The sequence below is a fragment of the Microbacterium thalli genome, assembly GCF_028737325.1.
In the GTDB taxonomy this organism is placed as follows: Bacteria; Actinomycetota; Actinomycetes; order Actinomycetales; family Microbacteriaceae; genus Microbacterium; species Microbacterium thalli.
Genome location: NZ_JAQZCH010000002.1, coordinates 87806 through 113136, shown reverse-complemented (window position 1 = coordinate 113136; position 25331 = coordinate 87806). Strand labels below are relative to the sequence as shown.

The 25331-nt window shown below is 70.8% G+C and carries 24 protein-coding genes, 1 tRNA gene and 1 pseudogene; 9 read left to right on the top strand and 17 right to left on the bottom strand.

Going from position 1 to position 25331, the window contains the following annotated elements:
* Window positions 1-29: 29 nt before the first annotated feature.
* The 3 genes from PUW82_RS08365 to PUW82_RS08355 are packed head-to-tail and all read left to right on the top strand — an operon-like array spanning window position 30 to window position 3062.
* Window positions 30-1424, top strand: coding sequence for a class II fumarate hydratase (locus tag PUW82_RS08365; protein WP_274221851.1), 1395 nt, complete (start codon window positions 30-32; stop codon window positions 1422-1424).
* Between the two features lie 10 nt (window positions 1425-1434).
* Window positions 1435-2409 carry a sensor histidine kinase gene (locus tag PUW82_RS08360; RefSeq protein WP_274221850.1) on the top strand — a complete coding sequence of 325 codons (975 nt, stop codon included), beginning with the start codon at window positions 1435-1437 and terminating at the stop codon, window positions 2407-2409.
* On the top strand, window positions 2406-3062 hold the full coding sequence (locus tag PUW82_RS08355; RefSeq protein WP_274221849.1) for a response regulator transcription factor: 657 nt from the start codon (window positions 2406-2408) through the stop codon (window positions 3060-3062). Before PUW82_RS08360 ends, PUW82_RS08355 begins: the two co-directional genes overlap by 4 nt.
* A 45-nt stretch (window positions 3063-3107) precedes the next feature.
* On the opposite strand, the gene phoH2 is transcribed toward PUW82_RS08355, so the two are convergent.
* On the bottom strand, window positions 3108-4463 hold the full coding sequence (gene phoH2, locus PUW82_RS08350) for an RNA 5'-3' helicase PhoH2 (protein ID WP_420792739.1): 1356 nt from the start codon (window positions 4461-4463) through the stop codon (window positions 3108-3110).
* Between the two features lie 176 nt (window positions 4464-4639).
* Window positions 4640-5416, bottom strand: a complete 777-nt coding sequence (locus PUW82_RS08345; RefSeq protein WP_274221848.1) for an isoprenyl transferase — start codon at window positions 5414-5416, stop codon at window positions 4640-4642.
* A gap of 96 nt (window positions 5417-5512) precedes the next feature.
* Here PUW82_RS08345 and trhA point away from each other — a divergent pair, with 96 nt between their 5' ends.
* On the top strand, window positions 5513-6205 hold the full coding sequence (gene trhA / locus PUW82_RS08340) for a PAQR family membrane homeostasis protein TrhA (RefSeq protein WP_274222931.1): 693 nt from the start codon (window positions 5513-5515) through the stop codon (window positions 6203-6205).
* On the opposite strand, the gene PUW82_RS08335 is transcribed toward trhA, so the two are convergent.
* Entirely contained in the window at window positions 6206-6451 is a 246-nt protein-coding gene (locus tag PUW82_RS08335) for a hypothetical protein (protein ID WP_274221847.1), read from the bottom strand.
* 81 nt (window positions 6452-6532) lie between these two features.
* On the opposite strand from PUW82_RS08335, the gene PUW82_RS08330 reads away from it, so the two are divergent.
* Both PUW82_RS08330 and greA read left to right on the top strand, forming a co-directional pair.
* Window positions 6533-6928: a DUF4307 domain-containing protein gene (locus PUW82_RS08330; RefSeq protein WP_274221846.1), complete on the top strand. Its 396-nt coding sequence runs from the start codon at window positions 6533-6535 to the stop codon at window positions 6926-6928.
* A gap of 83 nt (window positions 6929-7011) precedes the next feature.
* Complete coding sequence (gene greA, locus PUW82_RS08325) at window positions 7012-7503, top strand: transcription elongation factor GreA (protein WP_210004072.1); 492 nt, start codon at window positions 7012-7014, stop codon at window positions 7501-7503.
* A gap of 24 nt (window positions 7504-7527) precedes the next feature.
* Here greA and ilvA read toward each other — a convergent pair whose 3' ends face one another.
* The 4 genes from ilvA to PUW82_RS08305 form a co-directional block, all read right to left on the bottom strand.
* Window positions 7528-8754 (bottom strand): threonine ammonia-lyase, encoded by a 1227-nt coding sequence (gene ilvA, locus PUW82_RS08320; RefSeq protein WP_274221845.1) that lies wholly within the window; start codon window positions 8752-8754, stop codon window positions 7528-7530.
* A complete protein-coding gene (locus PUW82_RS08315) occupies window positions 8751-9932 on the bottom strand; it encodes an AI-2E family transporter (RefSeq protein WP_274221844.1) in 1182 nt (393 codons plus the stop codon). Before PUW82_RS08315 ends, ilvA begins: the two co-directional genes overlap by 4 nt.
* 63 nt (window positions 9933-9995) lie before the next feature.
* Window positions 9996-10562, bottom strand: coding sequence for a LemA family protein (locus PUW82_RS08310; RefSeq protein ID WP_274221843.1), 567 nt, complete (start codon window positions 10560-10562; stop codon window positions 9996-9998).
* Window positions 10563-10690: 128 nt separating this feature from the next.
* Window positions 10691-11194, bottom strand: coding sequence for a MarR family winged helix-turn-helix transcriptional regulator (locus PUW82_RS08305; RefSeq protein ID WP_274221842.1), 504 nt, complete (start codon window positions 11192-11194; stop codon window positions 10691-10693).
* A 42-nt stretch (window positions 11195-11236) separates the two neighbouring features.
* Between PUW82_RS08305 and PUW82_RS08300 the strand changes: the two genes are divergently transcribed.
* On the top strand, window positions 11237-12145 hold the full coding sequence (locus PUW82_RS08300; RefSeq protein ID WP_274221841.1) for an EamA family transporter: 909 nt from the start codon (window positions 11237-11239) through the stop codon (window positions 12143-12145).
* Here the strand turns inward: PUW82_RS08300 and PUW82_RS08295 are convergent.
* The 10 genes and pseudogenes from PUW82_RS08295 to PUW82_RS08250 all read right to left on the bottom strand — a co-directional run bounded on the left by PUW82_RS08295 (window position 12116) and on the right by PUW82_RS08250 (window position 21011).
* Window positions 12116-12188, bottom strand: a tRNA-Leu gene (locus PUW82_RS08295). The two genes, PUW82_RS08300 and PUW82_RS08295, sit on opposite strands and share 30 nt — an antisense overlap.
* Before the next feature lie 107 nt (window positions 12189-12295).
* Window positions 12296-13735, bottom strand: coding sequence for an NAD(P)/FAD-dependent oxidoreductase (locus tag PUW82_RS08290; protein WP_274222930.1), 1440 nt, complete (start codon window positions 13733-13735; stop codon window positions 12296-12298).
* Window positions 13736-13777: 42 nt separating this feature from the next.
* Entirely contained in the window at window positions 13778-15046 is a 1269-nt protein-coding gene (locus PUW82_RS08285) for a S8 family serine peptidase (RefSeq protein WP_274221840.1), read from the bottom strand.
* A complete protein-coding gene (locus PUW82_RS08280) occupies window positions 15043-15513 on the bottom strand; it encodes a DUF501 domain-containing protein (RefSeq protein ID WP_274222929.1) in 471 nt (156 codons plus the stop codon). Before PUW82_RS08280 ends, PUW82_RS08285 begins: the two co-directional genes overlap by 4 nt.
* 82 nt (window positions 15514-15595) lie before the next feature.
* Window positions 15596-16063, bottom strand: a complete 468-nt coding sequence (locus PUW82_RS08275) for an FtsB family cell division protein (RefSeq protein WP_274221839.1) — start codon at window positions 16061-16063, stop codon at window positions 15596-15598.
* Between the two features lie 31 nt (window positions 16064-16094).
* The gene (gene eno / locus PUW82_RS08270) at window positions 16095-17375 is read right to left on the bottom strand and encodes a phosphopyruvate hydratase (RefSeq protein WP_274221838.1); all 1281 of its coding nucleotides are present in this window, start codon (window positions 17373-17375) and stop codon (window positions 16095-16097) included.
* Window positions 17376-17473: 98 nt separating this feature from the next.
* Complete coding sequence (locus tag PUW82_RS08265; protein WP_274222928.1) at window positions 17474-18151, bottom strand: O-methyltransferase; 678 nt, start codon at window positions 18149-18151, stop codon at window positions 17474-17476.
* Window positions 18152-18247: 96 nt separating this feature from the next.
* Window positions 18248-18787: pseudogene (locus PUW82_RS08260) on the bottom strand (SGNH/GDSL hydrolase family protein); the annotation flags it as partial.
* 279 nt (window positions 18788-19066) lie between these two features.
* Window positions 19067-20323 (bottom strand): histidine--tRNA ligase, encoded by a 1257-nt coding sequence (hisS, locus tag PUW82_RS08255; protein ID WP_274222927.1) that lies wholly within the window; start codon window positions 20321-20323, stop codon window positions 19067-19069.
* A 31-nt stretch (window positions 20324-20354) separates the two neighbouring features.
* Window positions 20355-21011 carry a nucleoside triphosphate pyrophosphohydrolase gene (locus tag PUW82_RS08250; RefSeq protein WP_274221837.1) on the bottom strand — a complete coding sequence of 219 codons (657 nt, stop codon included), beginning with the start codon at window positions 21009-21011 and terminating at the stop codon, window positions 20355-20357.
* A gap of 113 nt (window positions 21012-21124) precedes the next feature.
* Between PUW82_RS08250 and PUW82_RS08245 the strand changes: the two genes are divergently transcribed.
* Window positions 21125-23797: a phosphoenolpyruvate carboxylase gene (locus tag PUW82_RS08245; RefSeq protein WP_274221836.1), complete on the top strand. Its 2673-nt coding sequence runs from the start codon at window positions 21125-21127 to the stop codon at window positions 23795-23797.
* A 109-nt stretch (window positions 23798-23906) separates the two neighbouring features.
* On the top strand, window positions 23907-25298 hold the full coding sequence (locus tag PUW82_RS08240) for a basic amino acid/polyamine antiporter (protein ID WP_420792763.1): 1392 nt from the start codon (window positions 23907-23909) through the stop codon (window positions 25296-25298).
* Window positions 25299-25331: the final 33 nt, after the last annotated feature.

The window sequence follows — 25331 nt, the reverse complement described above, 5'->3', positions numbered from 1 at the left end:
CCCCGAATAACCGAAAGAGGAACGACGACGTGACCGACATCGAGTACCGCATCGAACACGACACCATGGGAGAGGTTCGGGTCCCCAAGGACGCCCTCTACGCGGCGCAGACCCAGCGGGCCGTGGAGAACTTCCCGATCTCGGGCTCGGGTCTGGAATCGTCGCAGATCGCCGCGCTGGCGCGCATCAAGAAGGCCGCCGCCCTCGCGAACAAAGAGCTCGGCACGCTCGACGCCGGGATCGCCGACGCGATCGCCGCCGCGGCCGACGAGGTCGTCACGGGTCGCCACGACGCGCACTTCCCCGTCGACACCTACCAGACCGGCTCGGGCACGTCGTCGAACATGAACATGAACGAGGTGCTCGCGACCCTTGCGACGCGCACCCTCGGTTCCCCCGTGCACCCCAACGACCACGTCAACGCCTCGCAGTCGTCGAACGACGTCTTCCCGACGTCGGTGCACATCGCCGTGACCCAGGCCCTGATCGACGACCTCATCCCCTCCCTCGACCACCTCGCGGTGGCGTTCGAGGAGAAGGCGGAGCTGTGGAAGGACGTCGTGAAGTCCGGCCGCACACACCTCATGGATGCCACCCCCGTCACGCTGGGTCAGGAGTTCGGCGGCTACGCGCGGCAGATGCGCCTGGGCATCGAGCGCGTCCAGTCGGTGCTCCCCCGCGTCGGCGAGGTGCCCCTCGGCGGCACCGCCGTCGGCACCGGCATCAACACCCCGCAGGGCTTCCCGCAGAAGGTCATCGAGCTGCTCGCCGCCGAGACCGAGCTGCCGATCACCGAGGCGAAGGACCACTTCGAGGCGCAGGCGAACCGTGACGGCCTCGTCGAGGCATCCGGCGCGCTGCGCACCATCGCGGTGTCGCTGACCAAGATCAACAACGACATCCGCTGGATGGGCTCGGGACCGAACACCGGTCTCGGCGAGCTGCACATCCCCGACCTGCAGCCGGGATCCTCCATCATGCCGGGCAAGGTCAACCCGGTCGTCCCGGAGGCCGTGCTCATGGTGTCGGCGCGCGTCATCGGCAACGACGCGACCGTCGCGTGGGCGGGCGCGTCCGGCTCGTTCGAGCTCAACGTCGCGATCCCCGTGATGGGCACCGCGCTGCTCGAGTCGATCCGTCTGCTCTCCAACGCCGTGCGCGTCCTCGCTGACAAGACCGTCGCGGGTCTCGAAGCGAACGTCGAGCGCGCCGCAGCCTTCGCCGGGATGTCGCCGTCGATCGTCACGCCGCTGAACAAGCTGATCGGCTACGAGGCCGCGGCCAAGATCGCCAAGCACGCCGTCGCCCAGGGCGTCGCGGTGCGCGAGGCCGTCATCGCGCTCGGCTACGTCGAGCGCGGCGAACTCACCGAGGCGCAGCTGGACGAGAAGCTCGACCTGCTGTCGATGACGCACGCTGGCTGATAATCGGAGAGTGAGTCCGTCGCGGTCGGAGGCCCGGCGCGCACGCATCCTGGGATCGCTCCTGGCTGTCGTGTGCGCCGGCTTCGTCGTTGCCGCCATCGCGACGCTGCTCGTCTTCCTCGTCGTCGGCGCCACCCCGCCGTGGCCGGCCGTCCTCGTCTTCGCGGTCGCCGGCGCCGGAACGCTCGTCACCTTGTGGGCCGTGGGCTGGCCGTTGCTGGCGACGCCGCCGCGCGATGCCGCGGCGCAGGATGCGTCCGATTCCGCCGTCGAGGCGCAGCGCCGCCTGCTCGACGACGTCCGGCACGAGCTGAAGACGCCCATCGCGATCGTCCGCGGACACCTCGAGCTGATGGATGCCGCAGACAGCGGGGATGTCGAGACGGTGCGGCAGATCGCGACGGCGGAGCTCGACCGGATGACGCGCCTCATCGGCGACATCGATCTGCTCGCTTCGGTCGACGGGGCGCGGTTCACGAGCGACGACGTCGATCTCGAGACCCTGACCCAGCGGGTCGCCGACCTCGTCACGGTCATCCCCGGGCACGAGTGGGCGGTCGAGACCACCCAGCGCGCGGTCGTGACCGGCGACCCCGACCGTTTGCTGCAGGCCTGGCTCCAGCTCGCCGACAATGCCGCCAAGCACACCCCCGTCGGCACCGCGATCGAGCTCGGCAGCGGCGTCTACGCCGGATCGGCGCACCTGTGGGTGCGCGACCACGGTCCCGGTGTCCCGCCCGCGGCTCGCCATCGCATCTTCCGCCGGTTCGACCGCGGCGGTCGGCGGCGCTCGGCGGGCGGATCGGGCCTGGGGCTGGCGATCGTCGACGCGATCGCGAAGGGGCATGGCGGCTCCTGCCGCGTCGCGGAGACCCCCGGCGGCGGCGCCACCTTCACCATCGAGATCCCCCTTCGGTCGGCCCGGCGGCTTCCCGCCCCGGTCCGAGCCGACGACGTCGTCCTCCAACGCAAGGAGATCGGATGACCCGCATCCTGCTCGTCGATGACGAACCCCACATCATCACGCTGCTCGAACGCGCCATGCGTTCCGAGGGCTTCGACCCGGTTGCGGCGGAGGACGGCGAGACCGCGCTGCAGATCCTCGCGGGCGAGCAGATCGACCTCGTCGTGCTCGACGTCGGGCTGCCCGGCATCGACGGATTCGACGTTCTGCGGCAGATCCGGGCGGGCGGCTCCACGGTCCCGGTCGTGATGCTGACGGCGCGCAGCGGCACCAGCGACACCGTCGAGGCGCTCGATGCCGGCGCGAGCGACTACGTCCCGAAGCCGTTCGTCGTCGCGGAGCTGCTGGCCCGCATCCGCTCGCGCCTGCGCGAGAGCGGCGGTCCGGCGACCGTGCTTTCGCATGACGGCGTGAGTCTCGACATGCTCACCCGGCGCGCCAGCATCGACGGCCGCGAGATCGACCTGTCGGCCCGGGAGTTCGCCCTCGCCGAGCAGTTCCTGCGGCACGCCGGCGAAGTCCTCAGCCGGGAGGCGCTGCTGCGGCAGGTGTGGGCGCTCGACTTCGACCCCGGCTCGAACGTCGTCGACGTCTACGTGCGCTACCTCCGCGCCAAGGTGGGCGCGCGACGGATCGCGACCGTGCGCGGCGAAGGCTACCGCTGGGAGGCGTGAGCTCGGGGTCGGCGCTGTACCGCGGCAGCGCCGACCCCGCTCCCCTCAGCTGAGTTCGCCCGCCTCCAGGAGGTCGGTGACGAGGGCCGCGATCGCGGAACGCTCCGAGCGCGTGAGGGTCACGTGGGCGAAGAGCCCGTGCCCCTTCAAGCTCTCGATGACCGAGGCGATGCCATCGTGGCGACCGACGCGCAGGTTGTCGCGCTGCCCCACGTCGTGGGTGAGCACCACCCGCGAGTTCTGCCCGATGCGACTGAGCACCGTCAGCAGCACGTTGCGCTCGAGCGACTGCGCTTCGTCGACGATGACGAAGGCGTCGTGCAGCGAACGCCCTCGGATGTGCGTCAACGGCAGCACCTCGAGCAGGCCGCGCGCGACGATCTCTTCGACGACGTTGCTGGAGACGACCGAGCCCAGCGTGTCGAAGATCGCTTGACCCCAGGGGTTCATCTTCTCCTGCGCATCTCCGGGCAGGTAGCCGAGCTCCTGGCCGCCGACGGCGAAGAGCGGCCGGAAGACGATGATCTTCTTCTGCTGCTGCCGTTCGAGCACGGACTCCAGGGCGGCGCACAGTGCGAGTGCTGACTTGCCGGTACCCGCGCGGCCGCCCAGGGAGACGATGCCCACGTCCGGGTCGAGCAGGAGGTCGATCGCGATGCGCTGCTCCGCCGAGCGGCCGTGCAGACCGAAGACGTCGCGGTCGCCCCGCACGAGACGGAACGACCCTCCGCCGGTGACCCGCCCGAGCGCCGATCCGCGCTCGGAGTGGATGACGAGACCGGTGTTCACCGGCATCCCGACCACCTGGTCGCTCGCGCCGATCTCGGTCTCGTACAGGTCGCTCATGTCGTCGCCCGACAGGTCGACGTCGGCGATGCCTGTCCACCCCGAGTCCACCGCCTGCTCGGCGAGGTACTCCTCGGCCGAGATACCCAGCGACGCCGCCTTCACTCGCATCGGCAGGTCCTTCGACACGACGGTCACCGGTTGGCCCTCGTGGGCGAGATGCATCGCGACCGCGAGGATCCTCGTGTCGTTGTCGCCCAGGCGCATGCCCGCTGGCAGCACCGACGGGTCGGTGTTGGTGAGCTCTACGCGCAGCAGGCCGCCCTCGCCGACGGGCACCGGGAAGTCGAGACGACCGTGCTCGACCCGCAGGTCGTCGAGGTGGCGCAGCGCCTGCCGGGCGAAGTAGCCGATCTCGGGGTCGTGACGTTTGCCCTCGAGCTCCGTGACGACGACGACCGGGATGACGACGGAATGCTCGGCGAACCGGAACATCGCCCGGGGATCGCTCAGCAGCACGGACGTGTCCAGGACGTAGGTGCGCAGCTCCTGATCGGAGGCGTCACCTCCATCGTGGATGACGCGACGCTGCTGCTCAGTTGCTCGTGCGGCCACAACCCACTCCCCGCCTCGGGTGTCTCACCCGATTGCCCGAGTCGACCGTGGGTCACGAGTCGTGATCGGCCGACTCGAACGGGCACCGTGCCCGTTGCGATGACAGTACGACCGGGCGGCGTCCGGCGATCAAAGCGACACGCCGCCGATCGTTTCGTGCCGGTGAACTCTTCGGTTCAGCTGCCGTAGCGACGATCGCGCGAGGCGAAGTCGCGGATGGCGCGGAGGAAGTCCACCTCGCGCAGGTCGGGGCCGAGTGCCTCGACGAAGTAGAACTCGCTGTGCGCCGACTGCCAGAGCAGGAAGTCGCTCAGGCGCTGCTCGCCCGACGTGCGGATCACCAGATCCGGGTCGGCCTGGCCGCCGGTGTACAGATGCTCGCCGATCTGCTCGGGCGTCAGACTCTCGGCGAGCTCCTCCAGCGTGCCGCCCCGTTCGTGGTGCGCGGCGATGATGCTGCGGACGGCGTCGACGATCTCGCCGCGTCCGCCGTAGCCGACCGCCAGGTTGACGTGCAGACCGCTGTTCGCGGACGTGCTCTCCTGCGCCTTCGCCAGCACCCGCGCCAGGTCCTCGGGCAGCTGCGCCGCCCGCCCCACATGCTGCACACGCCACCCGGGCTCGCTCGCGAGCGTCTCGGCCAGCTCCGCGATGATCTCGAGCAGGTCGGCGAGCTCGCGCGAGTCGCGCTTGGCGAGGTTGTCGTGCGAGAGCAGGTAGAGCGAGACCACCCGGATGCCGAGCTCGTCGCACCACCGCAGGAACTCGTGCATCTTCGCCGCGCCCGCACGGTGGCCCTCTGCGGGCGTCGGGTATCCGGCTTGGCGCGCCCATCGACGGTTGCCGTCGATCATCATGGCGACGTGGTGCGGGACGACCTCGGGCGTCAGATGCCGGCGCAGCCGGGACGCATACAGTCGATAGAGGGGGCCTCTCCCCCGATTCGCAGCCACTCCCCTACGCTACCTCCCAGCCCCATGTGAACGTGGGCATACGGTCCGGCGTACGCTCGTTGTGTGAACCGACCCGCACCCGACGAGGGCGCCGAGATGCCCCAGCTGCCGCTCCTCGACGCCGCCGCCGTCAGCGCTCAGGTAGAGCTCCGCCCCACCTGGCGCGGCTGGATCCACGCGGCGACCTTCCCAGTCGCCATCGCCGCCGGCATCGTGCTCATCATGCTGGCCGAGGGGACGCCCGCGAAGTGGGCGAGCGCGGTGTTCATGACGACATCCCTCCTGCTCTTCGGCAATTCGGCCCTGTACCACCGCTTCGACTGGCAGCCGCGGACGAAGGCGATCCTCAAGCGCATCGACCACGCGAACATCCTGCTGCTGATCGCGGGGACGTACACGCCGCTCGCGGTGCTGGCCCTGCCGACGGACCAGTCCGTGCTGTTGCTCACCCTCGTCTGGGGTGGCGCGATCGCGGGCATCTTCTTCCGCGTGTTCTGGATCAACGCGCCGCGCTGGCTCTACGTCGCGCTGTACCTCGTGCTCGGCTGGGCCGCGGTGATGTACATGGTCCCGCTGTTCCAGGCGAACGCCGCGATGATGGTGCTCGTGGTCATCGGCGGCCTGCTGTACACCGGCGGCGCGATCGTCTACGCCCTCAAGAAGCCGAATCCGTGGCCGGGCCACTTCGGCTTCCACGAGATTTTCCATGTGTGCACGGTCCTGGCGTTCCTGTGCCACTGGACCGCCAGCCTGCTCATCGCGCTGGCGCCGGCCTACCACGGCGGCTGATCAGCGGGGCTCGTCGTCTCCGCGCCGGTCGGAGGCCAGCTCCTCCTCGTCGAGCTGCTCCCGCACCTCGGCGCGGTACCGACCGCGTCGGACGCGGCGGAGCATGTCGAGCAGAAGCAGGACGACGGCGATCGTCAGCACGACGATCGCGCCGAACCCCCACGGTCCCGGGGTGACCGAGGTCGGGTCGACCGTGATCTCGGGTATCGGAGTCGCCGCCGACGTGAGCCACAGGAGGGAGTGCATCAGTTCCTCGATCCGCGCCCGAAGCGCTTAGCCTGGAACCTCCAGCCTAATCCCGCGAATACCGTCCCGGAGACCGACGCCATGTCCACGCAGTCCAAGCTCGACCAGCGCTACGGTCGCACGCGGGAGCGACGGTCCCGACGCGTCGCGATCGCGATCGCGGGGGTCATCGGAGCCGGACTGCTCGCCTTGGTCGCGTGGACGACCGTCAGCGGCGCCCTCGGCTCGGTCGACACCGACGCGACCGGCTTCGAGGTCGTCGACGAGCACGAGGTCGTGGTGTCGTTCCAGGTCAGCGGTGCCGCCGACAAACCGCTCGCGTGCGCGCTCGAGGCACAGGACACCGAGCACGGCGTCGTCGGCTGGCGGGTCGTGGAGTACCCCGCCGACGCCGGGCTGCGACGCGCCTTCACCGAGACGATCCCCACGGTCGCCCTGGCGACCAACGGTTTGGTCACGTCCTGCTGGATCCCGTAGTCTGGGTCTTTCTTGTGCGCCCCGGCCCGATGCCGGGGCGTTCGCCATAGGCGGCCGATGCCGCGCCAGTGCAAGGAGACCCCATGTCGAATGACGCTCCCGTCACCTTCCTCACCCAGGATGCCTACGATCGTCTCGTCGCCGAGCTCGAGCACCTGTCGACGACCGGCCGCGAGGAGATCGCCAAGCGCATCGAGGCCGCTCGCGAAGAGGGCGACCTGAAGGAGAACGGCGGCTATCACGCGGCCAAGGACGAGCAGGGCAAGCAGGAGGCGCGCATCCGCACCCTGCAGCAGCTCCTGAAGGATGCCACCGTCGGCGAGGCCCCCGAATCGGACGGCACCGTTCTCTCGGGCACCGTCGTCACCGCGCTCGTGGCCGGCGGCGAAGAGGTCTTCCTGCTCGGCAGCCGCGAGATCGCGGCCGGCTCCGAGCTCGATGTCTACAGCGAGGCCTCGCCCCTGGGCGCGGCCATCCTCGGGCTCAAGGAGGGCGACAAGACCTCCTACACCGCCCCGAACGGTCGCGACATCAGCGTCGAGATCGTCAAGGTCGAGACCTACTCGGGTCAGTGAGCCCGCGCTTCGCGTCGACGGTCGTCAATCCGAGACGACGGTCGGCGCGAAGCCGGCATCCTCGAGGATCGTGATGACCTGCGCGCGGTGCTCCTGCCCGCGCGTCTCGACGCTCAGCTGGAGGATCACCTCGCTGATCTGCAGCCCCTGACCGTGACGTGTGTGCAGCACCTCGATCACGTTGGCGCCGGCGACCGACAACAGGTCGGAGACCCGCGCGAGCTGCCCGGGCCGATCCGGTAGCGGGATCTGCAGGGTCATGTATCGACCGGATGCCGCGAGCCCGTGCGCCACGACGCGCTGCAGCAGGAGCGGGTCGATGTTCCCGCCCGAGAGCACCGCGACGGTCGGCCCGCTCGCGTGCACCTTTCCGGCGACGATGGCCGCCACCCCGGCCGCCCCGGCCGGCTCGACGACCTGCTTGGCGCGCTCGAGCAGCACGAGCAGCGCCCGCGCGATGTCGTCGTCCGAGACCGTCACGACCTCGTCGACGAGCTCGCGGATGATCCGGAACGGCTCATCCCCGGGGCGTCCGACCGCGATGCCGTCCGCGATCGTCGGGGTCGTCACGACGGAGAGCGGCTCACCGGCCGCGAGCGACGAAGGGTAGGCCGCGGCGTTGGCCGCCTGGACGCCGATCACGCGGACGGTCCGCCCGGCGGCCGCCGCCCGGGTCTTGACGGCTGCGGCGACACCGGCGATGAGCCCGCCGCCACCGATGGGGATGACGAGCGTCTCGATATCCGGCACCTGGTCGACGACCTCCAGCCCGAGCGTGCCCTGGCCGGTGATGACGTCGGGGTGGTCGAACGGGTGGATGAGCACGGCGCCGGTGCGCTCGGCGAACTCCGCGGCGAGGCGCAGCGGCGTCTCCACCGTGGCTCCCTCGAGCACGACATCGGCGCCGTATCCGCGGGTCGCGAGCAGCTTCGGCACGGGCACCCCGAGAGGCATGAAGATGGTGGCCGGGATCCCGAGTTTCTGGGCGGCGAGGGCAACGCCCTGGGCGTGGTTTCCGGCGGACGCCGCCACCACGCCCCGCGCGCGCTCCTCGGCGGTCAGCCGCGACAGCCGGTACGTCGCGCCGCGGATCTTGAACGAACCGGTGCGCTGCAGGTTCTCGAGCTTGAGGTGCACGGGCACGCCGAGCAGGTCGGAGAGGTGCTCGGAGTACTCCATCGGCGTGCAGGTGACGACGCCGCGCAGGACCTCCGCGGCGTCCTCGAGGTCGGCCGGGGTGGGTCCGGTCATGCGTTCTTCCTCCGGTCTCGGGGCACGGTGCTCCAGATCATCTCGTCGGGCAGGGGCACCGCACCCGTCTCCCACGATCGTCGCGAGATGTAGAGCACGACGACGTTGACGAAGGCGGCGATCGGCACGGCGAACAGGGCACCGGGGATGCCGGCGATCATCGCACCGCCGGCGACGACGATGACGACGGCGAGGGGATGGACCTTGACGGCCGACCCCATGAGCAGCGGTTGCAGGATGTGTCCCTCGACCTGCTGCACACCGAGCACGACGATGAGCATCCACAGGGCGATCCACGGGCCGTTGTAGACCAGCGCGAGGAAGACGGCGAGAGCCCCGGTCACGACGGCGCCCACGAACGGGATGAACGCCCCGAGGAACACGAGCACGGCGATCGGTGCCGCGAGCGGCACCCCCAGGAACAGCGCCCCGAGGCCGATGCCCGTGGCGTCGATCGTCGCGACGAGCAGCTGCGTGCGCGCGTAGGTGACGACGGTGCGCCAGCCCGTGTGGCCGGCCCCGTCGACGGCGGGACGCGCCTGCCGCGGGAACAGCCGCACGACCCAGCGCCAGATCCGGCCGCCGTCGGCCAGCAGGCACAGGAGGATGAACAGCACCAGCAGGGCGCCGGTGACGACGTGTCCCACGGTCGACCCGATCGCGAGTGCTCCCGTCCACAGCAGGGAGGCCTGCTGCTCGAGGAACGACCAGCCCTGCACGAGCAGATCGTCGATCTCGGCCGAGGTCAGGTCGAGCGGACCGTCGATGAGGTACTGCCGGAGCTGCTCCACCGCCTCGATGGTCCGTTCACGCACCGACCCCGACTGCTGGGTGATCTGCCAGATCGCCAGCCCGAGCAGTCCCGAGATGACGGCGAGCGTCGCCAGGACGCTCACCACGATGGCCGCCCACCGCGGGAAGCGATGGTCGAGCATCCACTGGCAGGCGGGCCAGAGCAGCGCCGCGAGCAGGATGGCGATCAGCAGCGGGATGACCAGCAGCTTCAGCTGCATGACGATCCAGATGGCGACACCGACGGCCGCCGCCACGACCAGCAGCCGCCACGCGTAGGCCGTCGCCAGCCGCAGACCGCGCGGGATCCCGGTCGAAGTCTCGGTGGCAACGGTGCGTGTGCGAAGAGCGTCGAAGAACGATCGCCCCGCCTTGTCGTCGCTCATCCCGCCAGTCTAGAACCGCTCACCTGGGCGTCCGGTCCCGCGGGCCCGACGTCGAGGCGCCGCTCAGAACTGCACGCGCGGCGGCTCGGCGATGGCCGCTCCGCCCTCGACCTCGAAGAACTCGCGCTCGCTGAAGCCCAGGCTGCGAGCGAAGAGGTTATTGGGGAACACCTTGATCTTGGTGTTGAGTTCGCGCACCCCGCCGTTGTAGAAGCGGCGCGACGCCTGGATCTTGTCCTCGGTGTCGACGATGGCCTGCTGCAGTTGCAGGAAGTTCTGGCTCGCCTGCAGTTGCGGGTACGCCTCGGCGACGGCGAAGAGCGACTTCAGAGCCTGCTGCAGATGACCCTCGGCGACGCCCGCCTCGGCGGGGCTGGAGGCCGACAGCGTCTCGGCCCGGGCACGGGTGACGTTCTCGAACACGGCCTTCTCGTGCGCGGCGTACCCGCGCACGGTGTCGATGAGGTTGGGCAGCAGATCCGCGCGGCGCTTCAGCTGCACCGTGATGTCGCTCCACGCCTCATCCACCCGCACGTTCAGCGCGACGAGCGAGTTGTAGGTCGCCCACAGGTAGATGCCGACGACCGCGACGACGGCGACAACGACGATGACCGGGATCAGCCACTCCATAGCAAGTCCCCCTTCTCCGCGATCAGTCTAGTCGGCGCCTCGCGACGGCCCTGGAACACGGAACCGACTCGCAGCGCATCCCCATCGAGCGTCGGTCGAGCACGCCCGACTCTGTCGCGGACGTGCGGTCAGCGCAGCTCGCCGTCGACATCGGAGCGTCCGAGGACCAGACGCGACAGCAGCTCCGCGAGCACCGTGCGATCGTCGTCACCGAGCGGCGACAGCACCTCGCGCTCCGTCCTCAGGTGGTCCGGCAGGACGCGCTCGACGATCTCCCGTCCCGATGCCGACAGGCGCACGATCTTGCCCCGACCGTCTGCGGGATCGGGATGCCGACTGACGTAGCCCAGCGACTCGAGGCGATTGAGCCGCTGCGCCACGGCACTCGATGTGATCATCGCCTCCGACGCGAGCTGGGCCGGTGTCAACTCGTACGGACTCCCCTGCCGCGTCAGCGTCGCCAGGACGTCGAACGTCGCGGCATCGATACCGTGTTGCGTGAACGTCGCCGCCAGTCGGGCGTCCACGGATGCCGCCGCTCGTGCGAGCCGGCCGATCACCGCCATAGGGCTGACGTCGAGCTCGGGCTTCTCGCGCGCCCATTGCGCGAGGATGCGATCCACCGGGTCCATGCTCTCGATGCTACTCGCTAAGCACTTCGCTATACTCACTAAGTGCTTAGCAATACGAGAGCGCTCGTGCTCACCACCGCGCTGGCCCCCATCGCCTGGGGAACCACCTACCTGACCGCGACGACCTTCCTGCCTCCCGGCCACCCGCTCCTCACCGCCGCCGTACGCGCGCTGCCCGCCGGCCTCATGCTGCTCGCGCTCGCGCGCCGCCTGCCCTCGGGCCCGTGGTGGTGGCGATCCGGGCTCCTCGGCGCGTTGAACATCACGGTGTTCTTCGCGTGCCTGTTCATCGCCGCCGACCGCCTGCCCGGCGGGGTGGCGGCTGTCGTCGGCGGCATCCAACCGCTCGTCGTGACCGTTCTGGCCTCGCTCCTGCTCTCGGAGCGACTCACTCCCGTCGCGATCGGGGCCGGGGTCGCCGGCGCGCTCGGGGTCGCCCTGATCGTGGCTCCCGGGGGCGTCGACCTCGACCCGCTGGGCGTCACCGCGGCGCTCGTCGGCGCCCTGTCCATGGCCGTCGGGACCGTCTTGACGAAGCGATGGGGTGGAGGGGTGCCCCCGCTCGCACTCACCGCCTGGCAGCTGATGGCGGGCGGCATCCTGCTCGCTCTTCTCGCGGCGATCGTCGAGCCGGCGCCGACGGTTCCCCTGAACGCGACACACCTCGCGGCCTACGCGTACCTGTCGATGATCGGCACGGCGATCGCCTACGTCCTGTGGTTCCGCGGACTACGGTCGCTTCCCGCGCGGCTTCCGGCGTTCCTCGGCCTCCTGAGCCCGGTCGTCGCCGTCCTCCTCGGGCTCACCCTCGCTCGCGAAACCCTGACGCCCCTCCAGATCACCGGCATCGCCGTCGTCATCGGAAGTGTCGCGGCCGTCGTGGGCCATCGTGGCGTTCACGCGCGTCGCGCGGGCGGCGAGTGCCCCCGCTGGGACTCGAACCCAGACTGAAGCGATTTTAAGTCGCCTGCCTCTGCCATTGGGCTACGGGGGCCGCGCTCCACGTTACCGGCACCGATCCTGCACCCGAGCTCCTCGCACCCTCCCCCGGACACGACGAAGCCCCCGGTACCACGGCGCAGGGGCTTCGTCGTGACGGACTCAGCTGTTCGACGAGACCTTGTTGTCCTTCTCGGCCGGGGCGACCGCAGCAGGACCCTCGTCCTTCGCGACGCTCTTCGGGTCGATCGGGGGCTGCGGGTTGGCCTGCTCGGGCGCCGCCGGACGCGGACGGGCCGCGAACTGCTCGAACGTCGCACGCGGCGTCAGGCTCGCCTGCAGCGAGACGTTGTCGCGGCCGAGCCAGAAGTTCATCCACCAGTCGCCGACGACGCGCCACTTGCGCTCCCACGACGGCATCGCCAGGCCGTGGTAGCCACGGTGCGCGACCCAGGCCGGGAAGCCCTTGATCGCGATCTTGCCCGACTGGAAGACACCGCTGCCGAGCCCGAGGCCGGCAACGGCGCCGAGGTTCTTGTGCACGTACTCGCGAGGGGTCTCGCCGCGGAGGACCGCGACGAGGTTCTTCGCGAGGAGCTTCGCCTGGCGGACCGCGTGCTGGGCGTTCGGCACGCAATAGCCGCCGACGCCGCCGCCCGTGAGGTCGGGAACGGCCGAGATGTCGCCGGCCGCCCACGCGCCCTCGACGATCTCCTCGGGCGTACCGACGCGCAGGTCGGCACGGGTACGGATGCGACCGCGCTCCTCGACCGGCAGGTCGCTGCCCCGCACGACGGTGGGGTTGGCCATGACGCCGGCGGTCCAGATGATGACATCGCTGGGGATGACCTCACCCGTCGACAGGGCGACGTTGCCGCCCTCGGCACCCTGCACCTGCGTGTCGAGGTGCACGTTGGCACCCTTCTTCGCGAGCTCCTTCAGCACCCACTGGCTCGTCTCGAGCGAGACCTCCGGCATGATGCGGCCCATGGCCTCGATGAGGTGGAAGTGCGTGTCCTCGAACCGCAGCTGCGGGTAGTCCTTCAGCAGCGACGAGGCCATCGCGCGCAGCTCGGCGAACACCTCGATGCCGGCGAAGCCACCACCGACGACGACGACCGTGAGCAGACGGTCGCGCTCGGGTCCGGCGGGGAGGTTCGCGGCGCGGTCGAAGTTGGTGAGGATGCGGTCGCGGATCGCCATCGCCTCTTCGACCGTCTTCAGGCCGATCGCGTTGTCGGCGATGCCGGGGATCGGGAAGGTGCGCGAGACCGCGCCGGCCGTGACGACGATCTGGTCGTACCGGTGCTCCCACGGCGCACCGTCGGTCGGGGTGATCGTCGCCGTCTTGGTGGCGTGGTCGATCTTGGTGACCTTGGCGTTGACGACCGTGGTGCGCTTGAGGTGGCGGCGCAGTCCGACGACGACGTGGCGTCCCTCGATCTCACCCGCGGCGACCTCGGGCAGGAAGGGCTGGTACGTCATGTACGGCAGCGGGTCGACGATCGTCACCTCGGCCTCGCCCTTGCGCAGGTGCTTCTCGAGCTTCCACGCGGTGTAGAAGCCGGCGTAGCCGCCGCCGACGACGAGGATTTGGGGCACGGAAGTGGTCACGTCGGAAGAACTCCTTGATCAGGGGCTCGGCTAGCGCGAGGCGCGGGCCGATCGGATGCGCCGGACAGCTGCAGTGACGCCGAGCGCCACCAGTATAGCCACCACCGTGGCCCCCAAGAGCGGCACGGTGCCGTACACGAGCGTGTCGATGCTGGGCAGGAACGGCGGGGGCGGGCCGGACGGGGAATCGGCTGCCGGCAGCTCGGGCAGAGCGACCGGCGTGCTCGTGGGAGCCGGCGCCGGCTCCTGCTCCGCGCGGCGGTAGATGCGGATCCATTCCGCGAGGTCGCCCATCGGGTTCGCGGACACCGCGGGCACGGCCGCGGCCACCGCCGCAGCGGCATCCAGGAGTCCGTATCCGTACAGCGGGTCGGGCTTCGCGGTCACGCCCGGCACGGGACGAGCGGTCTGGATGATGCGGTTGATGACGTTGTTGGCGTCGAGCCCCGGATGCGCGGACCGGACGAGTGCGGCGACGCCCGCGACGATCGGGGCGGCCCCGCTCGTACCGTCCCACACGACGACCCGACCATCGGCCGAGACGCCGAGCAGTTCCTCACTCGGCGCCGAGATACCGATCGTGATGCCCTGCGTCGAGGCTTCCTGGCTGGCGACCCCCTGACGGTCGACGCCGCCGACGGTGAGCACACCCGGGATCGTCGCGGGCGCGCCCACGCGATCCGTGCCCGTCCCCCGGTTGCCCGCCGCCACGACGACGACGACGTCGTTCTCGTAGGCGTAGGTGAACGCCTCGTCCCACGAGGGATCCCATTCGAGCAGATTCGTGGTGAACGACAGGTTGATGACGTCGGCGCCGTGGTCGACCGCCCAGATCATGGCGTCGGCGACCTGCGTCGCGAACGGGATGTCGGACACCCCGCCGAAGCCGATCGACAGCGAGAGCAGGTTCGCCTCGGGGGCGACACCGATCATGCCGGCGTCGGGTCCCGTGCCGCGGCTCGCGGCCAACGAGGCGACCCAGCTGCCGTGGTTGCCGTCGTCGCCACCCACCGGTGTGCGCCCGTCGGCACTGCCCGCACCCGAGAAGTCGGCGCCGGCCGACACCGCTCCCTCGAACTCGGCGGGCCCGCGCCCGATGCCCGTGTCGATCACGGCGATGGTCGTGCCCGCGCCGCGCGTGGTCTGCCACGCCGTGCGGATGCCGTAGTCGTCCAGCCAGTACTCCGCTTGCCGCGCCGGATCCGGGGGCGGCGGGGCGACCGCGCCGGCCGACGCCGTCGCGATCACGAGTATGCCCACCACGACAGCGCGGACGAAGCGCAGACTGCGCCGCGTCACGCGGCCACCCGCGGGTTCGCGCAGGCGCACCGCTCGGGCGACCAGCTGGACCGCGCGAGCGCGAGGTCGCCGATCGGGTTGACCCCCGGTCCGGCCGCGAGCGCATGGCCGGCCAGCGCGTGCAGGCACTTCACGCGCGACGGCATCCCGCCGGCCGAGATCCCGGCGATCTCGTCGACCTCGCCGTAGGCGGCCCGGTCGGACAGGTAGGCCTCGTGCGCGGCACGGTAGGACGCCGCGATGTCTTCATCCGCCGCGAGGAGGTCGCTGAGCTCGCGCATCACGTGCGTGGCCTCGAGCACCGACATCGCGGCCGTGGCTGCCGGGTGAGTGAGGTAGTAGAACGTCGGGAACGGCGAGCCGTCGGGAAGCCGCGGCTCGGTGGCCACGACGGTCGGATTGCCGCAGACGCAGCGCGCAGCGACGCCGACGACGCCGCGCATGGGCCGCCCCAGCTGCTCCCGCATGACCTCGAGGTCGGCGTCGGTCGCGGGCGTCAGAGCGGCATTCACTCCCCCAGGCTACCGTCCGCGCCTCGCGCCCGCCCGGTCAGGGACCGGCGTCGGCCGTCCGGGCGCTGCCGCTGGTCACCAGCGATCGCACGAACTGCGACATCCAGTCGGTGCGGGTGCGTTCGACGTCGCCCGACACGGTCGCCGGGTCGTCGGGGATGGCGGCAGCGGGAAGATCGTCGTCGATGAGGTAGACGACTTCACCCGGCCGCACGTAGTACAGGCGCTCGCGCGCCTGGGTGGTGATGAAGGCGGGGTCGCGCCACTGCTCGCGCTCGGTCTCGAGCGCGGCGATGTCGTCGTGCCCGACCCGGACCGACTCCTCCAGCGCCGCGATCTGAGCTCGCTGGTCGAGATAGGTGCTCACCGACGGCACCAGCACGCAGGCGGCGAGGACGACGAGCCCGAGCATGATGAAGGCGAAACCCGACAGCCGGATGCCGCCGAGCCAGGCGCGCACGTCGACGCGCCGGGAACGAGGAGAGGGAGCCGTCGTCTTGACCACGGCTCCCCCTCTCGTCAGAATTCAGCGCAGATCAGCCCTGGAATCGCGGGAACGCGGCACGGCCGATGAACTCCGCGGCGTCACCCAGCTCTTCTTCGATGCGCAGAAGCTGATTGTACTTCGCGACGCGCTCCGAGCGAGCGGGCGCGCCGCTCTTGATCTGACCCGCGTTCACCGCGACGGCCAGGTCGGCGATCGTGGTGTCTTCGGTCTCGCCCGAACGGTGCGAGAGCATCGTGGTGTAGCCGGCGCGGTGCGCGACCGAGATCGCGTCGAGCGTCTCGGACAGCGTGCCGATCTGGTTCACCTTGACCAGGAGCGAGTTCGCAGCCTTGCGACGGATGCCGTCGGCCAGACGTGCCGGGTTGGTGACGAACAGGTCGTCGCCGACGAGCTGCACCTTGTCACCGAGCTTCTCGGTGAGGGCGGTCCAGTTCTCCCAGTCGTCCTCGGCGAGGGCGTCCTCGATCGTGACGATCGGGAAGTCGTTGACGAGCTGGACGTAGTAGTCGGTCAGCTGCTCGGCGTTCCAGTCCTTCTGGTCGAGGCGGTAGACCCCGTCGTTGAAGAACTCGGTCGCGGCGACGTCGAGGCCCAGGGCGATCTCGGAGCCGGGCGTGAAGCCGGCCTTCTCGATCGCCTTGACGAGGAACTCGAGGCCCTCGCGGTTGCTGGGGAGGTCGGGGGCGAAGCCGCCCTCGTCGCCGAGGCCGGTCGCGTAGCCGGCGGCCTTCAGCTCGCCCTTGAGGACGTGGTAGACCTCGGTGCCCCAGCGCAGCGACTCGCTGAAGCTCTCCGCTCCGATCGGCGCGAGGAAGAACTCCTGCATGTCGATGCCGTTGTCGGCGTGCTCGCCACCGTTGATGACGTTGAACAGCGGAACGGGCAGCAGGTGCGCGTTCGGGCCGCCGAGGTAGCGGAAAAGCGGCAGGTCGGCCGAGTCGGCCGCGGCCTTGGCGACGGCGAGCGAGACGCCGAGGATGGCGTTCGCGCCGGTGCGCGACTTGTTCTCGGTGCCGTCGGTCGCGATCAGGATCTCGTCGATGATGCGCTGCTCGCTCGCGTCGATGCCCTCGATCGCGGGGCCGAGCTCGTCGATGACGGCGTTGACGGCCTTCAGGACGCCCTTGCCGTTGTACCGGCTCTTGTCGCCGTCGCGGAGCTCGTACGCCTCGAAGGCGCCGGTGGATGCGCCGGAGGGGACGGCCGCGCGCTGGACGATGCCGTCGTCGAGGAGCACCTCCACTTCGACGGTCGGGTTGCCACGCGAATCCAGAATCTCGCGTGCGCCTACAGCCTCGATCAGTGCCACAGGGGAACTCCTTGCTTGTGGAGGGTGAGTCGTGGAGCGTCGTCGGTCCACTCTGAGTCTAGTGATGACGGCGGCTGCCGCCAGCGGTCGCGCCGGGTCTATCGCGTCTCGGGGTCGACACGGACCGCGATCGCGAGCCCGTCCCAGCCCTTCGCGTCGAGGGTCTGCAGCGCGGTCGCGTCGAAACGGGGGTCGCGCGCCAGCTTCTCGAGGCCGCGGCGGACGCCGGCGATCTGCTCGTCCTCCGTCGCCGGGTCGGCCACGCGGCCCGATCGCACGACGTTGTCGACGACGACGACCGCGCCGACGCGCGCGACACGCGCCGCATGCTCGAGGTAGAGCGTGTTCGATTCCTTGTCGGCGTCGATGAACACGAGATCGAAGGGGCCGTCGACGTCCGGCAGCACCTCGGCCGCCCGCCCGACCCTCACCTCGACGCGGTCGCCGACCCCCGCTCGCTCGATGTTGCGGCGCGCGACCTCGGCGTTGTCCTGCTCGGCCTCGATCGAGAGCAGGCGCCCGCCCGGCGGCAGCGCACGCGCCATCGCGATGGCGGAATAGCCGCCCAGTGTGCCGATCTCGAGCACGTTCGCCGCACCGCTGATGCGGATCAGCAGCTGCAGGAGCTTCGCGCTGAGGGGTGCCACCTCGATCGCCGGCAGGCCGGCGGCGTTCTGATCGGCCACCGCTGCCGCGAGCGCCTCGTCGGGTTCGACGAGGGTATGCGTCAAGTAGGAGTCGATGCGCCGCCAGGACTCGGGAGTGGGATCGGCCATGCCCCCACCCAACCGCACGGCGTCCGCTCGCGCCAGCATCCGAGCCGAGGTCGACTCGTCCACAGCGCCGAGCACGCTCGGCAGCAGCGCGTCCGCGGTGCGCCGATAGCCCAGCGGGCTCGGATGGAACCGGTCGAGGCTGAACATCTCGTCGGGGCGGTCGACGAAGACGGGCCCGACCGTCCTGCGCAGCGACACCACCCGCGCGCCGGCTGCACTCGCCGCTGACTCCTGCGCCGCAGCCAGCGCACGCGATGCCCGCGACGCGAAACTGCGTAACGGCTGCGGCACCGGTCGGAGCGCACCGAGGTCGGGACAGGTGCCGACGACGACCGCGCAGCCGTACGACCGCAGCATGGCGACAGCATCCCCCAGGCTGCGGGCGGCGCGGGCGGCCGGCACGCGGTGGGTCACGTCATTGCCGCCGACGACGATCACCGCGACGTCGGCGCGCGCGTCGTCGCCGAGCGACTCGATCTGCTGGCGGAGGGTCGCGGACTCGGCGCCGACCACCGCGCCGGTGCGCAACCGCACGGGGCGGTGCGTGCGGTGGGCGAGCCCTTTCGCGAGGCGGCCGCCGAGCGTGTCCTTGGGCCGTTCGGCACCCAGACCCGCGGCGAGGGAGTCTCCGAGCATGATCAGGCGGATCGGCTCGCCCTGGAAGGAGCGCCGCCACAAGCGGTCAGCGTCTACCGCCGCCTCGCCGAGCGGTTTGCCGATGCGGTCACGGGCGATCGCGGCCTGACGGCTGAGCACACTGTGCGAGGCGACCGCCACGGCCCCGAACGACAGCGCGACCCCGCCGACGGCGGCTGCGATCCGGCCGGTGGGCGTTGTCATGGCGCCAGCACAACACGCGTCGGTGAACAGCGTCCGACGTTCAGCCCACGGCCGGGCGAACGCGGTCGCCCGCCCTTACGAGCCGAGGGGACGGGGCTCGAGGGTCGGGACGTCCTCGCCCGCGCGCAGCGACACGAAGCCGGTGTAGCCGTCCGCCGCGGCGCGCTCGAGCATCGCCTTGACGTTCTTCGGCCGCTGCTCCAGCCTCACGCGAGCGCCGTCCGCCACGAGCCGGGCCTTCGCGGCGAGTAGTTCGGGCAGCGGCACGTCGCGGTCGTGCACGAGAACGACAGCATGCGCTCCCTGTGCCGCATCCTCGGCGAGCAGGTCGACCAGGCGCTCGAAGCCCAGGGAGAACCCGACCGCCGGCACGTCGGAGCCGAGGAACCGGCCGATCATCCCGTCGTAGCGACCGCCGCCCCCCAGCGAGTACGACACCGAGGGATGGGCCAGCTCGAAGATCGTCCCCGTGTAGTAGCCCATGCCACGCACGAGGAACGGGTCGAACACGAGCGGCGCCGCCGCATCACCCCGTGCAGTGCGCACGGCCTGCCCGATGCCCACGAGGTGGTCGACGACCTCGTCGGCAACGCCCTCGGGCAACCGCGCCCGGATGCCGTCGGCGTCGAACCCGGCGGTACCCGTCACGGGGCGCCGCAGGAATGCCGCGAATGCATCCGCCGCCTCGGTCGAAGCACCGCGGTCTCGCAGCTCGGCGATGACCCCGTCGGGTCCGAGCTTGTCGAGCTTGTCGATCGTGATGAGCACGCCCGGGCGCTCGGACTCCGCGAAGCCGAAGGCCGCGAGCATCGCGTCGAGGACCCGACGGTCGTTGATCCGGATGGAGCCGCCGGTCAGGCCGAGCGCGTCCAGCGCGTCGAGGCTCGCGGTCATCAGTTCGGCCTCGGCGCGAGCGCTGGAGTCGCCGATGATGTCGATGTCGCACTGCACGAACTGCCGATAACGGCCCTTCTGCGGTCGCTCCGCCCGCCACACGGGCGCGATCTGAATGGCACGGAAGACCGTCGGCAGCTCGGCACGGTGCGATGCGTAGAACCGGGCGAGCGGCACGGTCAGGTCGTAGCGCAGGCCGAGGTCGGTGAGGGCGGACGGGTCCTCCGCCGCCGCACGGATGCCGTCGGCGTCGAGGCCGCGCGCGAGCACGTTGTAGGCGAGCTTCTCGTTGTCGCCGCCGATCCCGGCGTGCAGCCGGCCGTACTCCTCCATCACCGGCGTCTCGATCTCGTCGAAGCCGTGCGCGCGGTAGCGCTCGCGGATGACGGAGAGCACGCGCTCGCGGCGGGCCTTGTCGGCGGGGAGGAAGTCGCGCATGCCGCGCGGCGGGTTCACGGTGGCCACCGACCTATTCTTCCAGGTCGCCGGACTCCGCTTCGGCACGTCGGACGTCGGCAGCGACGGCACGCACCCGCTCGCGCAGTGCCCGCTCCGCGTCCCACCCTCGCTCACCCGCCAGCGCCACGAGCGCGAGCAGCGCATCGCCCAGGTCGGCCTCGGACCGGATGTCGCCGCCGACGGGCGCCGGCACGACGGGGCCGACACCGACGCGCCGGGCACGACCGAGCACCTTCTGCGCGTGAGCGAGCGGCGGCATGTGCGCAGACACGCCGTCGAGCACGCTCCGGCGCTCCCGCTTCTCCGCGGCCTTCGCCGCATTCCACAGGACGAGGACCTCGTCGGGGGTCTCCGCGGTCTCGCCCGCGAACACGTGCGGGTGGCGACGGACCATCTTCTCGGTCAGCCCCCGCGCGACGTCGTCGATGTCGAACGGCTCGTCGCTGGACCGCGAGGCGATCTCGGCATGGAACAGCACCTGCCACAACAGATCGCCGAGCTCCTCGCGGAGATCGGCCGCCGTGCCGGCCTCGACGGCATCGACGACCTCGGCCGACTCCTCGACGAGGTAGGGCACCAGCTCGCGGTGCGTCATCTGAGCGGTCCAGACGCAGCCGTCGCGCACGGCGCGCATCGTCTCGGCGGCCTCGCGCAGCGGGTCGGACATGCGGACTCCTTCGGACGGGCGGTCCCAGGCTAGTCGCCCTCGCGTGCGTGGTCGGAGGCATCGTGTGACAGGCCGTGTCGAGGGGGCGGCTCCGGTGCCATTACTTTGGAGGCATGCGCGAGCTGACCCGAACCGAAGCGATCGATCTCGTCGGCCGATACGAGGCCGAGCAGGAGATCCCCGAGGCGATGCGCGCCGACGTACGCATGCTCGGCTCGATGCTGGGCCAAGTGCTGCGCGAGAGCGGCTCGCCCGGCCTTTTCGATGACGTCGAGCGTCTGCGCGGCGCGACGATCCAGGCCTACACCGACGACTCACCGGAGGCGTTCGAGCGGGCCGCCGCGATCGCCGAGTCCTTCACGGTGTCGCGAGCCGATGAGGTCGCGCGGGCCTTCACCGTGTACTTCCACCTCGTCAACCTCGCCGAGGAGCACCAGCGGGTGCGCCTGCTGCGCGAGCGCGCCGGCATCTCCGGTCAGGACAGCGCGGGCGATTCGATCCCCGCGGCGTACGCTCAGCTCGCCGCGGAGGTCGGCGAGGACGAGGCGACGCGGCGTCTGCGCGAGATGCGCTTCCACCCCGTGTTCACCGCGCACCCGACCGAGGCCCGCCGCCGTGCCGTCTCGGAGAGCATCCGCCGGCTCGTGACGCTGCTCGAGACTCTCGAGAGCGCGATCGCCGGGGGCGCCGAGCACCGTCGCGCTCGCCGCCGGATGCTCGAGGAGATCGACACGCTGTGGCGGACGTCCCCGCTGCGCGCGGAGAAGCCGACCCCCACCGACGAGGTGCGTGCGGTCATGGCGGTGTTCGACGACACGCTCTACACGACCGTCCCGCTCGTCTACCGACGCCTCGACGACGCGCTGCAGGGGGATGCGGCCGGCAGCCGTGCACCCGTCGTCGCGCCCTTCGTTCGACTCGGGACGTGGGTCGGCGGCGATCGCGACGGCAACCCGTTCGTCACCGCGTCCGTGACGAAGAAGGCGGCCGCGATCGCCTCGGAGCACGTCCTGCTCGGCCTCGAGCGCGGCACCGAGCGCGTCGGCCGCGGCCTCACGCTCTCGGGCGAGACCACTCCCCCCAGCGCCGCGCTGCGTTCGCTCTGGGACCGCCTCGCCGCGGCGGACGAGGACGGTGCCGCGAACGCCGTCAAGCGCGCTCCGGGCGAGCACCACAAACGCGTCATGATGCTGCTCTCGCGACGGGTGCGCGCGACCCGCCTGCGCGACGCCGACCTGGCGTACGCGGATCCCGAGGAGTTCCTCGCGGATCTGCGCGTCGTGCAGCAGTCCCTCGAACTCGCTGGCGCGGCACGCCAGGCCTTCGGCGCGCTGCAGCAGCTCGTGTGGGCCGTCGAGACGTTCGGTTTCCATCTCGCCGAGCTCGAGGTCCGCCAGCACTCCGCCGTCCACGCGAAGGTGCTCGCCGAGTGCGAGGCCGGCGGTGAGCTCAGCGAGCTCGCCACCGAGGTGCTCGAGGTCTTCCGCACCATCTCGCAGATCCAGAAGCGCTTCGGCCCGCGTGCGGCGGGACGCTACATCGTCTCGTTCACCCGTTCCGCCGACGACCTCGCCACGGTACACGCGCTCGCGCGGCACGCGGTCGGCCCCGAGGGCACACCGCCCGTCCTCGACGTCATCCCGCTGTTCGAGACGTTCGCCGACCTGCAGGCGGCTCCCGAGATCCTCGCCGAGATCGTCGAGCACCCGGCTTTCGCGGCCCGGCTCGAGGCGACCGATCGGCGTCTCGAAGTGATGCTCGGCTACTCCGACTCGTCGAAGGACGTCGGGCCGGTCGCGGCGAACCTCGCGCTGTACGAGGCGCAGGCGCGCATCGCCGCCTGGGCGCAGGAGCAGCGGATCGAGCTCACGCTCTTCCACGGTCGTGGCGGCGCGCTGGGCCGCGGCGGCGGGCCCGCGAACTCCGCGATCCTCGCGCAGCCGCCGCACTCGGTCGACGGCCGCTTCAAGCTCACCGAACAGGGCGAGGTCATCTTCGCCCGCTACGGCGACCCCGACATCGCCCTGCGTCACATCGACCAGGTCGCCGCGGCGGTGCTGCTGGCCTCGGCCCCCTCGATCGAGGAGCGCAACAGCCGCGCCGCCGAGCGCTACGCGGATGTCGCCGCGACGATGGACACCGCCTCGCGCGAACGCTTCTTCTCGCTCGTCAAGGCGCCCGGATTCGCGCCCTGGTTCGCCGCCGTGACCCCGATGGAGGAGATCGGCCTGCTCGCGCTCGGCTCCCGCCCGGCACGCCGTGGCCTGTCGGTCGAATCGCTCGAGGACCTGCGCGCGATCCCCTGGGTGTTCGCCTGGACGCAGGCCCGCATCAACCTCGCCGGCTGGTTCGGCCTCGGCACCGCGCTCGAAGCCGTCGGCGACGAGGCTCTGCTGCGCGAGGCCTATGAGCAATGGCCGCTGCTGCGCACCGTGATCGACAATGTCGCGATGAGCCTCGCGAAGGCCGATCCCCGAATGGCCCGGCGACACCTCGCCCTGGCGGATCGCTCGGATCTCGCCGACCTCGTGCTCGACGAGATGCTGCTCACGCGCGACTGGGTGGTGCGGATCGCCGGTGGCGACGGGCTGCTCGCGAACAAGCCGGTGCTCCAGCGCGCGGTGAAGATGCGCAGCCCCTACGTCGACGCGCTGTCGCTGCTCCAGCTGCGGGCGCTGCGCGTGCTGCGCTCCACCGCACCCGACGCCGAGACGCCGCCCGAATGGCAGCGTCTGCTGCTGCTCACCGTCAACGGCGTCGCGGCGGGGCTCCAGAACACCGGGTGACCCGAGCCGGGATCGGCGGTGCGGCGGTGCCGGGCTAGGCTTGCACCCCGTGCCTACCGATCCCGTGACGCCCTCGGTCCCCGTCGCCCACCGTCCCGCAACGGTGTCGATGCTCACGCTCTCGACGTTCGTCGTGGGCTCGATGGTCGGCGCCGGGGTGTTCTCGCTGCCGGCGGGCTTCGCGGCCGAGACGGGTGTCGCCGGGACGCTCATCGCCTGGGCGATCGCTGGCGGTGGCATGCTGACGCTGGCGTTCGCGTTTCAGCTGCTCGCCAACCGCCGACCCGACCTCGACGCCGGCGTGTACAGCTACGCGCGCGCCGGGTTCGGACGGTACCTGGGGTACTTCTCCGCGTTCGGCTATTGGGCGAGCGCGTGCGCCGGCAACGTCTTCTACTGGGTGTTCATCACCTCGACGCTGGGCGCCGTCTTCCCGGCGCTGGGCGCGGGCGACACGATCGCCGCCGTGGCGTTGTCGTCCGCCGGGCTCTGGCTGTTCTTCATCCTCATCCGCCGCGGCGTCCGTGCGGCCGCCGCCGTGAACCGCGTGGTGAGCATCGCGAAGACGTTGCCGATCGTGCTGTTCGTCGTCCTGTGTCTGACCGTGTTCGACCCGGCCGTGTTCGTCGAGAACTGGACGGGGCCCGCGGGCGCGCCGCTGTGGGACCAGGTGCGAGCCACGATGCTCGTGACGGTGTTCGTGTTCATCGGGATCGAGGGCGCGAGCGTGAACTCGCGCCACGCCCGCTCGCGCCGCGACGTCGGACGGGCGACCCTGCTCGGGTTCCTGAGCGTGCTCGCGGTGTTCGCGTCCGTGACGATCGTGTCGTACGGCGTCCTGCCGCGGGAGCAGATCGCCGCGCTGCCCGAGCCCTCGCTCGGCGGCGTGCTGGAGACCATCATCGGTCCGGTCGGGGCGGTCGTCATCGGGGTGTCGCTCATCGTCGCGGTGCTCGGCGCCTACCTGACGTGGACGCTCATGGCGGCGGAGGTGCTTCTCGAAGCGGCTCGCTCGGGCGATCTTCCCCGCTTCCTCGCGCGCACGAACGACGAGGACACCCCCGTGGGCGCCCTCATGCTCTCGACCGTGCTCGTGCAGGTGCTCCTCGTGGTCGTCCTCTTCGCCGAGAACGCCTTCTCGGTGGCCCTCGACCTCACGAGCGTGCTGGTGCTGATCCCCTTCGTCCTCTCGGCGGCCTACGCCCTCAAGCTCACGGCGACCGGCGAGACGTACGGACGGCGCGACCCGGCGCGGATCCGCGACCTGATCGTCGCCGCCGTGGCGACGGCGTACACGGCCTTCCTCCTCGTGGCCGCGGGCACGCACTACCTGCTGCTGTCGCTGCTGATCATCGTCCCCGGTACGGCGCTCTACGCCTTTGCGCGCCGACGCGCACGCGAGCGCGTGTTCACCCCGGTCGAGTGGGGGGTCTTCGCCCTCGCGGTCGCCGGTGCGGTCGCGGCGATCGTCCTGCTCGCGACGGGCGAGATCACGCTGTAGCGACCGCGGTCCGCGCGGGCCGGCAGCGTCCGC